Annotated in this window: 14 protein-coding genes and 1 pseudogene; 1 reads left to right on the forward strand and 14 read right to left on the reverse strand. The window is 29.5% G+C overall.

Features of this window, described 5'->3' with window-relative positions; translation table 11 throughout:
• Positions 1-54 precede the first annotated feature (54 nt).
• The 14 genes and pseudogenes from FVE75_RS06475 to FVE75_RS06535 form a co-directional block, all read right to left on the reverse strand.
• Positions 55-363 carry a DUF4298 domain-containing protein gene (locus FVE75_RS06475; protein ID WP_147005750.1) on the reverse strand — a complete coding sequence of 103 codons (309 nt, stop codon included), beginning with the start codon at positions 361-363 and terminating at the stop codon, positions 55-57.
• Positions 364-478: 115 nt separating this feature from the next.
• Positions 479-1,051 carry an elongation factor P gene (gene efp, locus FVE75_RS06480; protein ID WP_147005751.1) on the reverse strand — a complete coding sequence of 191 codons (573 nt, stop codon included), beginning with the start codon at positions 1,049-1,051 and terminating at the stop codon, positions 479-481.
• 92 nt (positions 1,052-1,143) lie between these two features.
• Positions 1,144-1,908 (reverse strand): SIMPL domain-containing protein, encoded by a 765-nt coding sequence (locus FVE75_RS06485; RefSeq protein ID WP_147005752.1) that lies wholly within the window; start codon positions 1,906-1,908, stop codon positions 1,144-1,146.
• A gap of 265 nt (positions 1,909-2,173) precedes the next feature.
• Positions 2,174-3,028, reverse strand: a complete 855-nt coding sequence (locus FVE75_RS06490; protein ID WP_147005753.1) for a hypothetical protein — start codon at positions 3,026-3,028, stop codon at positions 2,174-2,176.
• Positions 3,029-3,095: 67 nt separating this feature from the next.
• Positions 3,096-3,965, reverse strand: coding sequence for a hypothetical protein (locus FVE75_RS06495; RefSeq protein ID WP_147005754.1), 870 nt, complete (start codon positions 3,963-3,965; stop codon positions 3,096-3,098).
• Positions 3,966-4,110: 145 nt separating this feature from the next.
• A complete protein-coding gene (locus FVE75_RS06500; RefSeq protein WP_147005755.1) occupies positions 4,111-4,641 on the reverse strand; it encodes a hypothetical protein in 531 nt (176 codons plus the stop codon).
• A gap of 99 nt (positions 4,642-4,740) precedes the next feature.
• The gene (pyrE, locus tag FVE75_RS06505) at positions 4,741-5,370 is read right to left on the reverse strand and encodes an orotate phosphoribosyltransferase (RefSeq protein ID WP_147005756.1); all 630 of its coding nucleotides are present in this window, start codon (positions 5,368-5,370) and stop codon (positions 4,741-4,743) included.
• 78 nt (positions 5,371-5,448) lie between these two features.
• Positions 5,449-6,720 carry a dihydroorotase gene (locus FVE75_RS06510; RefSeq protein WP_147005757.1) on the reverse strand — a complete coding sequence of 424 codons (1,272 nt, stop codon included), beginning with the start codon at positions 6,718-6,720 and terminating at the stop codon, positions 5,449-5,451.
• A gap of 53 nt (positions 6,721-6,773) precedes the next feature.
• Complete coding sequence (locus tag FVE75_RS06515) at positions 6,774-7,163, reverse strand: hypothetical protein (RefSeq protein ID WP_147005758.1); 390 nt, start codon at positions 7,161-7,163, stop codon at positions 6,774-6,776.
• Between the two features lie 130 nt (positions 7,164-7,293).
• Entirely contained in the window at positions 7,294-8,034 is a 741-nt protein-coding gene (gene pyrF, locus FVE75_RS06520; RefSeq protein WP_147005759.1) for an orotidine-5'-phosphate decarboxylase, read from the reverse strand.
• Between the two features lies 1 nt (position 8,035).
• Positions 8,036-8,437 carry a hypothetical protein gene (locus tag FVE75_RS06525; protein ID WP_147005760.1) on the reverse strand — a complete coding sequence of 134 codons (402 nt, stop codon included), beginning with the start codon at positions 8,435-8,437 and terminating at the stop codon, positions 8,036-8,038.
• Positions 8,438-8,474: 37 nt separating this feature from the next.
• Positions 8,475-8,726: a hypothetical protein gene (locus tag FVE75_RS11790; RefSeq protein WP_332069805.1), complete on the reverse strand. Its 252-nt coding sequence runs from the start codon at positions 8,724-8,726 to the stop codon at positions 8,475-8,477.
• Positions 8,700-9,632 (reverse strand): annotated as a pseudogene (pyrB, locus tag FVE75_RS06530) (aspartate carbamoyltransferase); the annotation flags it as partial. The pseudogene pyrB and the gene FVE75_RS11790, both read right to left, overlap by 27 nt.
• A gap of 147 nt (positions 9,633-9,779) precedes the next feature.
• Positions 9,780-11,993, reverse strand: a complete 2,214-nt coding sequence (locus FVE75_RS06535) for a heavy metal translocating P-type ATPase (protein WP_147005762.1) — start codon at positions 11,991-11,993, stop codon at positions 9,780-9,782.
• Between the two features lie 308 nt (positions 11,994-12,301).
• Here FVE75_RS06535 and FVE75_RS06540 point away from each other — a divergent pair, with 308 nt between their 5' ends.
• A complete protein-coding gene (locus FVE75_RS06540) occupies positions 12,302-14,050 on the forward strand; it encodes a 1-deoxy-D-xylulose-5-phosphate synthase (protein WP_147005763.1) in 1,749 nt (582 codons plus the stop codon).
• The last annotated feature ends 70 nt before the right edge of the window (positions 14,051-14,120 follow it).

Genomic DNA, 14,120 nt, shown 5'->3' on the forward strand with positions numbered 1-14,120 from the left:
ATTTAAAAATATTCTAAATTATATTCTCTTAAATATTCATAAATTCAGAGTTTGTTATCTTTTCAACATCCTAGCTGCAATCTCTACCATCCTAATTGCCAGTTCATGGTTTTCCCCAAACAAATTATAAGCCCCGTCTTCACTCAAAACTCCACATTTCAAATCTTGTGGTAAAATACCATTATTATAATCTTCTACATCTAAAAACCAGTTTTCGCTGCTGTAATATTCATCCAGTTTTTTATAATCTGTTAAATTTTCTTCCAGTTTGTCTAATGCTTCATTCAACTCTCTAAAAATATCCGCTGATTTATCCATAACTTTTTCCATTTTTTCAACTCTTTTTATTTTATCATTTTTCATAAAACTTACCTCTTTTTTATATTTTAATTTTTTATTAATTTTTTCTTGTCTTTTCAAAAAAAGCTACCGTTTTTTCGATAGCCGCATTTTTTATTATTATAATTCTGAATTGTTATTAATTTGCTCTTTCAATATATTCACCAGTTCTCGTGTCAATTTTGATTTTATCTCCAATTGCTACGAATAAAGGCACTTGCAATTCATACCCTGTAGATACAGTTGCTGGTTTTGTCGCACGTCCAATTGTATCACCCTTTAATCCTGGTTCTGTATAAGTTACTTCTCTAATTACTGTATTTGGTAATTCTACACCAACTGGAGTTCCTTCGTACATCAATACTTGAATAATCATTTCTTCTTCCAAGAAATTTACTGCATCTCCTAAATCTTCAGCTGATAAAGTAATTTGCTCAAAAGATTCCTGATCCATGAAATTATATTCTCCATCAGTTTCATATAAAAATTGCATTTGATTTCTATCAAGAATAATATCGTCCATAAGTTCAGTTGCTAAAACTGTGATTTCTTGTATTTTTCCTGAGATTAACTCTTTTGTTTTAAATTTTACTTCTGCTGCTCTTTGTCTTTTTCCTGATGTTGACTGATGTCTTTCAGCTTTTAATATTAAATATGGGATGTTGTCCTTTCTATATGTACTTCCTTGTCTTAATTCTGCTGCTGGTTTCATTAATTTTTTCCTCCTAAATTTTTACTTTATTTTATGATTTATTTTTTAACTTAACTTACTATTTATTCTAAAAATAAACTTGATTTCTCTAACTAATATTTTATTAAATAAGTTGCAGTTACTACCACTCTCATTTTTTTATAAATTTGATTAGCCTCATTTTCATTGATTTTTCTTACATCTTCCGTGTCTTCTAGTATCTCAAATTGCCCTTGACTAATATTTTTTAGTCCGCCAATTTCATTGTTATTTACTTTTAACATCTCAATTGCTCTTATTTCAGCATTTCGAGAAGCATCTACTACCATATCTTTTTTATATCTTTCGATATTCGTTATAAAAAATTCTGGCTCGTTTATCTGAATATTGTTACTTTGCAACTTTAACTCTAATAATTTTTGAAAAAACTCTTCGACTTTGTCAATATCCTTCGTTACAATAGAAATTGTTTCAACTCCCTCGTAATCTGAAATTTTAGCATTTTGCATAATTGGAGTAGAAATTGCTGTTGTCTGCTGTTTTACATTCGATGAAGCTTCAATATAATTTGGCTGAATTCTTAAATTTCCAATACTATAATCATTTGAATCAATTTTTAGATTTTTAATCAAATCTGTTGCCAATTTTTCTTTTTCTGATATACTTTTTTTTAATTCGTCGAGATTTTCATTTTTATCAGAAATTACGATATTTATGAGTGCCTTATCTGCTTTTATTCTACGTTCCGCTACTCCTTTTACTGTAATTCTGTTTTCATCTTTATTTGCTTTGTTCATGGCATTTGAAATTAATGCCGCAGATATTATTAATCCAAAGGACAATATCGTAGGAATTATTATAAATTGTATTTTTTTCAATTTTTACTCCTTTTCTGAACTTTAAAACCTGCTACATAATTTAAATTACTTAAAACTATGATAATTTTATTTTTAAAATTTTTACCAAAATTATTTTATTTCAGTAATCCAATACTAAATTATATATGCAAGAGTTCTATCAAATTATAGATTATTTTCAAAAAAAAGTCAATTATATATCAAAATTTTTTATTAAAAATTCTAAAACCTATATAACAAAACAAGGGCAATAACTTCTACCCTTGATTTATAATTTTATTTTTGATTAATTACTTTGTTTATACATTAGCCATCCATTAAAATATAAAGATGTACTGTCACTTCCACTTACTCTTCTAATTTGGCCATTTTCCAAATACCATTTGCTTCTATTCATAACAGCGTCATAATTTTTTTCTTCAGCAAAATTTACAGTTACTGTTACAGGTCCTGTATGTCTTAAAGAACTTCCATTATTAATTACACAGTCCTGAAATGAAATATCTGCCATATATCCATGCTGTGCATATGAATCTTCTACAGTATCAGTATCGAATGCCGATTCACTGGGGCTCGGATTTATACAATAACTTCCTTTTTTTACACCTACTGGACTTTTTACAACTAATTTCTCATTACTTTCCTTAGGCAACTCTTTTTTTTCTTCAACTTTTGGCTGCTCTACCTTTTTTTGTTCCTGCTGTTGCACAGTTTCAGGAGTTTGAGCGTTTGTTACAGTTGGTATATTTTGATTTTGTGATATTGCTGCCATTTCTTTTTTCAGATTTTCTTTTTTCTTCTTATTTTGACTTCTCAGATAAAAAATCCCAGATCCAACTAAAACAATAAATATCGCAACTGCTGCAGCTAGGATGGTCGTCATTTTGTTTGAAACGTATTTTTCTTCAGCTTCCTCTTCTTCGTCTTCTTGTTTATTTATTTCTGGATTATTTATATTTCTAATAGGCTTTTCTACTTTATTTATATTTTTAGCACTGCTTCCCGCAACGCTTCCATAAACTGTTTTTTCAAGCTCTTCTTTCTGTCTTTGTAAATCCTGAATTTCTTTCTGACGTTTTAATTCTTCTATTTCTCTTTCCAACTGCTCTTTTGCATTTTCACCAAATTGGTTATCATCCATAATATCCTCCCACAAAAATTAACATTTTTTATTAACAGTAAATTATATACTGTGGTTATTAAATTTTCTACATATCCATATCAAATGTCATTACTTTATTAAAATCTGAATTTGCTTCATTAGATTGAGTCCATTCACCATTTACATTTGTATATGTTAAGTCAAATGTTTTCTCAGAATATTTTAAATTGGAATTATTTAATTTTTGGTCAATAAACTCCTTCATCCATTTCATTGTCTGCTTTTCTATAGATGCTTCTGATTGTCCTTTAAGTTGTTGTGCATTATCGATAACTTTTTTATTGACAAGCGTCTTTATTTCAGATAAATCAGGATATTTCATTGTTACATTTAAAATAACCTTTCCTTGAGTTTCGGTTGCATTATTTATTTTGTAACTTATTTTTTTGTATGCTTCCTTAAATAAATTCATTGAATCAAGTTCATTTTTATCTGTTGTTATTGAAGAATAATCACCCTTTTGCAAGATGTCAATTGCTTCTTTTAATGTATTTTCTGCTGCCTCTTTTCCACTTCCTCCAGTTGTATTTGGTTGCGGTGTTGTTATACTAGCCATATTTTGACTTTGTAAGATTGTTGAAACTGCTGATTTTTTTACACTTTCCTTTTTTTTCTTGTTTTGTGCATTAATATAAAGAATTCCTGAACCTATAATGATGATAAATAATGCTGCAATACCTAATAAAGTCAATAATTTCTTATTCGAAGATGATTTTATTTCTTCTTTGTTATCCTCATTTCTTTCATTGATTTCTTTATTCTTTTTGGCTTCACTGCCTCCTATACTTCCAAACATTGTCTTTTCAAGTTCTTCTTTTTGTTTTTGAAGTTCCCGTATTTCCTTTTGACGTTTTAATTCTTGAATCTCTTTTTCTAACTGCTCTTTTGATTGCTCATTAAATTTATTATTATCCATAACATTTTCCTCCTATAAAATCACATCTATATTTTACAGTAATTATTATACCATAACATTTTTAAAATTTCAAGTAGTTTTGACAGAATATTTTTTACTGTAATAATTTCGATTGATTTTATTAGAAGGATTAGATAATTATATTTTACATTTTATAATTAAATGAAACTACTTTGATAAATTGAAGATTATTCCCTTCTAATTCCCATTTTCCATTTTGTTTTACATATACCATATCAAATGTTTCTTCTAAATATTTTAAATTTTTGTCATTTAATTTTTCATCTATTGATTCTTTTAAAAACTGCATACTTTGTTTTTCTATTTCAGCATCTGATTTTCCCTCTAACTTTTGTGTTTCTTTTAATAATTTATTTTGGAATATCTTTCCTGCTTCTGATAAATCAGGATATTTCATAGTAACATTTACAAGAACTTTATCTTTGCTTTCTTCTGTTACTTTATTGATTTTGTAAGTTAATTTTTTGTATGCTCCACTAAATACTTGTAACGCTTCAACTGACTCCTTATCAGAGTTTAATTTAGAAAAATCACCTTTTTGAAGAGCTTCCATTGATGCTTTAAAATCATTCTCAGCAAATTTTTTACCATTTTGACAACTTGCTAATGTTAGCATCAGGATTAGTCCTACAATAATTGATAATATTTTTTTCATATTATTCCTTCTTTCTAACCGTAATATTAACTTACAATATTTTTTTATTTTTTTAAACTAAAAAATTATAGCCAACTTAATCAGGTTTCTATAAATTTATTATCTTCCCCATTTTTCAGGATTTTTACTCCATTCCAAAGCAATTTTTGCTTCTTCCTGTGTCAAATAATCCGTTTGAGCCAATAATTTTATTAAAACATCAAAATTTGAAAGTGAACTGAATTTACAATTGTATTTCGCATAATTTGCTTTTGCACTGTCAAATCCATAAGAAAAAATTGATTTTACTTCCAGTTCCTTCACTTCTTCCTTTTGAAGCACATCAACTGCAATAAGGCTGCTTTTTCCTGTTGTAATCAAATCTTCAATTACAACGACTTTTTTCCCTTTTACTTCTGCACCTTCAATCTGTTTTCCCGCACCATGATCTTTTGGTTTGTTTCTAACATACGCAAGCGGTTTTTTCATTCTGTCAGCGATAAATGCGGCCCAAGGTATTCCAGCAGTTGCAACTCCCACAATCACATCCACATTTTTGTCAATTCTTTCAACAAATGCTTCTACAATTGTATCTCTATCATCTGAAAATCCTAATACATAACGATTATCGCAATAAATTGGACTCTTTATTCCAGATGCAAATGTAAAAGGCTCTCCTACATTGATTTTCACTGCCTTTACATCAAATAATGCTTTTGCCACTTTTTCTTCCAATGTTAAATTAGCCATTTTACCATTTCCTTTCAAATTTTGATTTTTGTTTTATTTCTAAACTATTTATTAGTTATTAACATATAGGTACATGATTTATTCTGAAAATTTGATCTCTTTTCCTTTATGAATATCGTTAATTTTCGCATTTTCATAAATAATTTTTCCATTTACAATTGTCATGGTGTTTTTCCCTTTTAATTTCCAGTTTTCATAAGGAGTCCAGCCACATTTTGATTCAATTGTGTCATCTACACCGACAATCCAATCTTTTTGTGTATCAACTACAATTATATCGGCAAAAAAACCTTCCTGTAACTTTCCTCTTTTTTCAATTTTCATTATTTTTGCAGGATTTTCACACATTAACTTTTGTATTGTTTCAAGTGATATTTTCCCTTCGTTGAAGGCATTTATCATAAGTGCAAGTGAAGTTTCTACTCCTGGCATTCCAAACGTAATTTTTTCTAATTTTTCACTTATTAGATGTGGTGCGTGATCTGTTCCAATTGTATCAACTTCTCCTTGATTTATTGCCTCCCACAAAAATTTATTATCAGATTTTTCTCTTAATTCAGGTTTCATTCTTAGAAGCATTTTATTCCGCTCTGTACTTTCACGAATCTCAGTATTTAAAAATAAATGATGAGGCGTAACTTCAGCATAAATTGAATGCTCTTTTGTATTTAATTCTTTATTTTTCTTGGCACTTATAACTTTTTTTAATTCTTCCGCTGATGGGATATGACAAACATAAAGCCCTTTTCCATAATTTTTATTTAATTCCATTGCCTTATCAATCATATCATTTTCAGCGTGAACCAGTACCAATTCAGAATTTTCAAATACCTTTTTCAAGATTTTATCATCTTCGATAAGCATCTCTCCAGTTGTTACATTCATAAAAATTTTTACTGTGTTTGCTTCGCCATTTCTCAAAACCTTTTTTATTTCCTCAATGTTATCATTTTTACTTCCACCAAAATGGAATCCAAAATTTACAATTGACTTTTTACTTGCTAATTTTTTCTTTTCCAGCAAATTTTCTAACGTTGTGGTCGTCGGAATTGTATTTGGCATATCATAAAAAGTCGTAATACCAGCTTTGGCACACGCACGTGAACCTGTTGTAAAATCTTCTTTGTAGGTAATTCCTGGTTCTCTCATATGCGTATGCACATCAATAACTCCTGGCATTATTAATTTTTCTTCAACATCAATGATTCTGACATTTTCGTTATTTTTAAATCTGCTTTCATCAATTTTTTCAGAAATTTTTTCAATAATTTCATTATTTATCAAAATTTCAATTTTATTTCCAAAAACATCAATGCCATTTTTTAGAATGATAATCTTGTTATCTTCCATGTTTTACTCCTAAGTTTTATAGATATACTCATATTTCCTTAATACTGTATTTTTTATCTTCCTTCTAAACTTTTTAGCAATCTTTCCATTTTTAAAATCTGAAAATCCAATTTTTCATCTAATGTCATATTTTTTTCTTTATTTCTTTTAGCTTTTGCTTCTAATCTTCTTTCTTGTTCTGGAGTAAGTCTTTTAGTTTTCGGTGCTTGCTTTTGAACTTGTTTTGGTGCTTGATTTGTTTCTTCTGCTTCTTGTTCTTGTGATTGTTTTAGTTCTGTTTCTGTATTTTCTGTATTTTCCATTTCATTTGTTTTTACCTCGTCTTGAGTTTGTTTTACATCCTCAATTTGAGTTTTTTCAACTTTAACATCTGTATTTTCACTATACCCTAACTGACATACTGCCAAAATTCCCAATGTTAATAACAATAAATTTTTTTTCATAAATTTTCTCCTTATTTTTTTAAATTTTGTACACTCTATTTTAATACAGTTATCTTTGAATTGTATTTATTCTATTCTAAAATTTGATTTTTTTTATTACTTTAATTTTTTATTTCTTTGAAATAATCCTTTATAATGCTTCTGAAATTTCCTCCAGAATTAATTTTGCACTTTCTGCTGGATTTGCAGCCCTAGTTATTGGGCGCCCAACTACAAGAAAATCTACCCCCTGTTTTATCGCATCTGCCGGCGTCATAATTCGTGTCTGGTCATCATTACTTTTCCCATCAGCATTTAATGTAAATTTAGGACGTACTCCAGGACAAACTGTTACGAATTTCTCTCCTAATTTTTCCTTTACATCCTTTGCCTCCTGCGGTGAACACACAATTCCATGCATTCCATTATTTCTAGCAAGCGTTGCAAGATTCAAAACAATTTCCCCTAATTTTAAGTCACTTTTATACATTTCAAAAATATCATTTTCACCCAAGTTTGTCAAAATTGTCACTCCAATTAAAAGGCTTTCTGATTTACTTTCTTTTACCAATTCAGCAACTTCTCTCATAGTTTTGGTTCCATTTGAACAATGAATATTAAACATAAATACATTTTTTTTTATAGCATTCGCACAAGCCATTTTCACAGTATTCGTTATATCGTGAAATTTTAAATCCAAAAATACTTTTTTCCCCTTTTCGTGCAAATAATCTATTAATTTTCCGTCTGTATTAAGATAGCTCTCAAGTCCAACTTTATACATTGAAATATTATCTCCAAGTTTCTCTACAAGTCTTTTTGCATCTTCCATATTATCATAATCTAGCGCAACAAATATTCTATCTTTTGCTCTCTCATCAATTCTAGCCATTCTAATCTTCCCTCCTTTTAACTTCTTTTATTTCAAACATTCCCATAAAAATTAGAATCAAAATTTCTAAAATAAATATTGGAATTGCAATAAAAACAGCTATTTGATGTAAATTCATAATTAACATTGCCATTAGAATCTGAAAAACAAAAGTAATTCCCCATGCTTTAAAATGAAGTGTTATTCTGTAGTTTTGATTATCTGATTCCACATTTATAACTTTTTTAGGAGTTTTTATTAAAAAATTATTGTATACTTGAAGCATTTGTTCTCCATAGTCTACATCAATTTCTGTTTTTTCATTAAATTTTACTTCTACAATTTTTTCATCATTTATTTTTAATTTAAACCTATCTCCTGCACCATTAGAAGATATTTTTGATTCTATAATTATTTTAGGCATTTCTTTTCCTTTCTTTAATAAACTATTTTTAAATTAACTATTGAATTTTTATTTCATCTTCCAAAATTACTTTTTCACAATAAAAACATTTATATTTCGTTTTTTCTTTTAAATTATTTCCATCTAAGTTTTCAGAATTTTCGTTTATACAAATAAATTTTGCTTGAATATTTTCGTGATTTGAAATACATTTTGGATTATTACATTTTATATTTTTTATATAATTAATATTTTGGGAACTCTTATATTCTGTATCTTGATTAAAAAACTCCTTATTTTTACCTAACACGCTCATCATCATAGCCTGCCTTACTGGAATACCATTTTTGGCCTGCTTAAAATATAGTGCATATTTTGTATCATCTAAATCTGTTTCAATCTCATCTACTCTTGGCAAAGGATGGAGAATTATCATATCTTCTTTACATTTTCCAACTATATTTTCACAATTTATAACATAAATTCCTTTTACTTTCTCATAATCCTTAATATCTGGGAATCGTTCTTTCTGAATTCTGGTCATATAAAAAACATCAATTTTATCAAGGCAATTCCTAAAATCTTCTAAAATCTCATATTTTATCCCATTTTTTTTCAAATCTTCCAGTAAATATTCAGGCATCTGCAATGACTGCGGTGCTACAAAATACATTACTGATGGATTAAAGTGTGTAAGTGCTTTTGCAAGTGAGTGAACTGTTCTTCCATATTTCAAATCTCCAACAAATGCTATTTTTAAATTTTCAAGTGTTCCTTTTTCATCAAGAATTGTATATAAATCAAGTAAAGTCTGACTAGGATGTTGATTTGATCCATCTCCTGCATTAATCACAGGCTTTTTTGAAGTTTCTGAGGCAAGTTTTGCCGCTCCGTCAAGCGGGTGCCTTACAACTATTAAATCTGAATAGCTTTCTACCATTTTGATTGTATCAGTAAATGATTCTCCTTTCTGAACAGACGACTGTTCTACAGGCGGTAATGAGAGAATATTAGCTCCCAATCGCATTGCTGCTGATTCAAAAGACATTTTTGTTCGTGTACTTGGTTCAAAAAATAATGTTGCAATTATTTTTCCATGTAAAAATTTTAATTTTTTCTCTTCCGAACAATCTTCAATCTTTCTTGCCAGCTCTAAAATATCAAGAATTTCCTTTTTTTTCATATCATTCATAGAAATAATATTTCCCACAGCCATCTCTCCTTGCAATTATATATTTTCAAATAATTTTCTCAAATTTATGATAGCAAATTTTATTATTATTTGCAAACTTTTCTTTTTATAAAAAAAATCAGAAGTTAATCTAATTTGTCAGATATTTTCTTCCGATTTTTTATTTACATTTTAATTTTCATCAACTTTATATTTCAAAACTCTAGTTGCATTTAATACTGCAAGCAAGGCAACACCAACGTCTGCAAATACAGCTTCCCACATTGTTGCATCCCCAAAAAGCCCTAGAATTAGAACTATTAATTTTACAGCAAATGCTAAAGTAATGTTTTGCCAAACAATTGTTTTAGTTTTTTTAGCTATTTTCATAGCAGTTACAATTTTTGAAGGTTCGTCATTCATTATTACAACATCGGCAGCTTCGATGGCGGCATCACTTCCAACACCTCCCATTGCGATTCCAATATCGGCTCTGGCAAGTACAGGAGCATCATTTATTCCATCTCCTACGAATACAACTTTCCCTTTTTCACTTTTAGTCTTGTAAATTTCTTCCAATTTTTCAACTTTTTCATTTGGAAGCAGTTCAGCAAACACTTTGTCAATTCCAAGTTTTTGGGCGATATTTTTACCAATTGCCTTGTTATCGCCAGTAAGCATTACAATTTCCTTGATTCCGTTTGCCTTCATTCCCTTGATTGCTTTTGGAGAATCTGCTTTTATTTCATCAGAAATTAGGATATTTCCGATATATTGCCCATCAAATGCAATGTAAATTACAGTTCCTAAATTCTCTTTTTCAGTAAATTTAATATTTTCCAAGTTCATCAGTTTAGAGTTTCCAGCCAAAATCTGATGGTTATTTATGTTAGCTTTTATTCCAAATCCTGAAATTTCTTCAAAATCTTTTATAACGCTTTCATCAATTTTTGTAGCAGTATTTTCATATTCAGAAACTATTGACTGAGCAATAGGGTGATTTGAAAATTTTTCAATGTGTGCGGCGTATTTTAATAGTAAAGATTGTGTCAAATCAGTTTTATTATTTTCAAAATCATTTATTTTTACATTATTTTCAACGTTTATTTCAGTAACTTTGAAAACACCTTTTGTCAAAGTTCCAGTTTTGTCCATAACGACACTTTCCACATCATTCAATGCTTCCAGATAATTTGCACCTTTTACCAGAATCCCGTGTTTTGAAGCACCACCAATTCCACCAAAAAACCCTAATGGAATAGAGATAATCAAAGCACATGGACAAGATACAACAAGGAAAATTAAAGCACGATAAATCCAATCTGTAAATGTTGCGCCTGAAATTAACAATGGAGGGAAAATTGCCATAATTAAAGCTGTTATTACAACTGCTGGAGTATAATATTTTGCAAATTTTGTAATAAAATTTTCTGTTTTTGACTTTTTACTGCTGGCATTTTCCACCAAGTTAAGTATTTTGGAAACAGTTGATTCTGAAAACACTTTTGCAACTTCAATTTCCACAAGTCCTGTTTTATTTATAAATCCACTTAGGACGTTGTCTCCTGTTTTTGCTTCACGTGGCAACGATTCTCCTGTTAGTGCAGAAGTGTCAAAAGCTGAATTTCCATTTATAATTCTTCCATCCAAAGGTACTTTTTCTCCTGGTTTTACTACAATAATGTCAGCGACTTTTATTTCTTCAGGATTTACTTTTTTTATTCCATTATCAGTTTTAAGATTTGCATAATCAGGACGAATGTCCATTAACGCTATAATAGATTTTCTTGAATTATTAACTGCAATGCCTTGAAACAGTTCTCCAAGTTGATAGAATAGCATAACAGCCACACCTTCAGGATATTCTCCAATAGCAAATGCACCAACTGTAGCAATAGCCATCAAAAAGTTTTCGTCAAAGACTTGACCCTTCAAAATATTTTTTACAGCAGACAGCAGCACATCACCACCGATTATGAAATAACTTATTAAAAATACAGCTAATTTAGGAATAAATAGAGTTTTTGGAATAAAAATTCCTAAAACAAATAAAATTCCACCAATTAATAATTTTTTCTTTATTTTATCAGTATCCTCTTCTCCATGAGCGTGACTATGATCATGGGAGTGAGCGTGTGCATGAGAATGTGAGTGACTATGGCTGTGAGCATGAAGCTTTTTAGTAGAAATCTTTACTCCGTCCTTAATTTTGCTTACTTCCTCTTGAATAAATTTTGCCAATTCATCTTGCGAAAAATTCTCAGATTCTATAATAACTCGTTTTCCAAGGAAATCGACAGTAGCCGCCTTAATCCTTTGCAATGTATTTAATTTACGTTCAATCTTAGCAGCACAATTTGGGCAGTCTACCCCGTCAATAAACAATGTGCATTCATTAGTTTTCATGAACTTAACCTCCATTTTTTATTTATCAAATTTATTTTATTTAAACGTATGAACATTTATTCATATATTTATTTTACTATATTTAATATTTATTGTCAACAATTTTTTTTGATTAATCTCAAAGTTAATTTATTATAATTTAAACCATTAAAAATATTTTTAATTTTCAAAAAAATATCAAAATTTAAAAATTTAGATTTAGTTATTACTAAAAGGCATAATTACTAATAAGAAAAAAGCATTTGAAATTATAAGGGATATTTGTTACAATTCAGGAAAGAAATTTTATGAATTACAGGAGGAAAAAAATGGCATTAGAAAAGGTAAATTCTCCAAAAGACTTAAAAAAATTGAGTAGAGAAGAATTAATAGTATTGGCACAGGATGTTAGGGATGCAATGCTTCACAGAGTTAGTAATAAAGGGGGACATGTGGGACCTGACTTTGGAGCAGTTGAACTAATAATTGCATTACACAAAGTGTTTAATTCACCTGTTGATAAATTTGTATTTGACGTTTCACACCAATGTTATCCGCATAAAATTATTACTGGGAGAAAATTTGGATTTTTAGATTTGGATAGGTATTCGGAAGTTTCGGGGTATACCAATCAAGATGAAAGTGAACATGATTTCTTTAAAATCGGGCATACTTCGACATCTGTGAGTCTAGCGACTGGACTTGCTAAAGCGAGAGATTTACGTGGTGTAAAAGAAAATATAATTGCAATTATTGGGGATGGTTCTCTTAGTGGCGGAGAAGCATTTGAAGGGCTTAATGTAGCCTCTGAACTTAATACAAATATGATTATTATTGCAAATGACAATGATATGTCGATTGCTGAAAATCACGGAGGGCTTTACAAAAATTTAAGAGAATTAAGAGAAAGTAACGGACAGGCTCAAAATAATTATTTTAAATCATTAGGACTTGACTATATTTATGTGGATAAAGGAAATGACTTGAAAGCTTTGATAGAAGTTTTTGAGAAAGTAAAAGATATTGATCATCCAATAGTTGTTCACGTGCATACTCAAAAAGGAAAAGGACTGCCTTATGCTGAAAAAGATAAGGAAACTTGGCACTATGGAATGCCTTTTGATCCAGAAACAGGAGAAAAACGTAATTCATATTCTGGTGGATTGAGTAATGATACTGCTGAATTTTTGATGGATAAAATGGAAAAAGATTCGACAGTAGCTGTTATAACTTCTGGAACACCAACTGTTTTAGGATTTACAAGGGATAGAAGAGAAAAATTTGCAAAACAGTTTATTGATGTCGGAATTGCAGAGGAACAGGCTGTAGCAATGATTTCCGGAATGGCTAAAAATGGAGGAAAACCAATATATGGAGTTTTTAGCACATTTATTCAAAGAACTTACGATCAGCTTTCTCAAGATTTGGCAATAAATAATAATCCAGCTACCATTCTTATTTTCGGCGGAGGACTAGGTGGAATGAGTGATGTTACCCATTTATGCTGGTTTGATATCTCATTAGTGTCAAATATTCCAAACATCGTATTTCTAGCTCCAACAAGCAAGGAAGAATATTTCGCAATGCTGGACTGGTCAATTGAATACAAAGGGCATCCAGTTGCAATAAGAGTGCCTTCTCAATTGTCAGAAGATACAGGAAATGTACAAAAAGATTTTAGCGACTTAAACAAATATCTTGTTACTGAAAAAGGAAAAGATGTAGCAATCTTAGGGCTAGGTAACTTTTACAAATTAGGAAAAGAAGTAAAAGAACTTTTAAAAGAAAATGGAATTGATGCAACATTAATTAATCCAAGATATGCTTCAGGGATTGATGAAACATTGTTAAACGAATTAAAAGCAGAACATAAATTAGTTGTTACACTAGAAGATGGTGTAATTGACGGTGGATTTGGAGAAAAAATTGCGAGATTCTACGGGGCTTCTGATATGAAAGTGTTAAATTATGGTATTAAGAAAGAATTTACTGATAGAGTGGCTCCAGATGTGTCGTTTAAAAATAATAGATTAACAAAAGAGCAGGTTACACAGGATATTTTAGACATTGTGAAATAATTTGTATTAAATGAAATCAGAAATGACTTTTAGAAGGATTTTCTGATTTTTTATATTCTTTCTTTTTCTT

It is taken from the genome of Leptotrichia hongkongensis (assembly GCF_007990635.1).
In the GTDB taxonomy this organism is placed as follows: domain Bacteria; phylum Fusobacteriota; class Fusobacteriia; order Fusobacteriales; family Leptotrichiaceae; genus Leptotrichia; species Leptotrichia hongkongensis.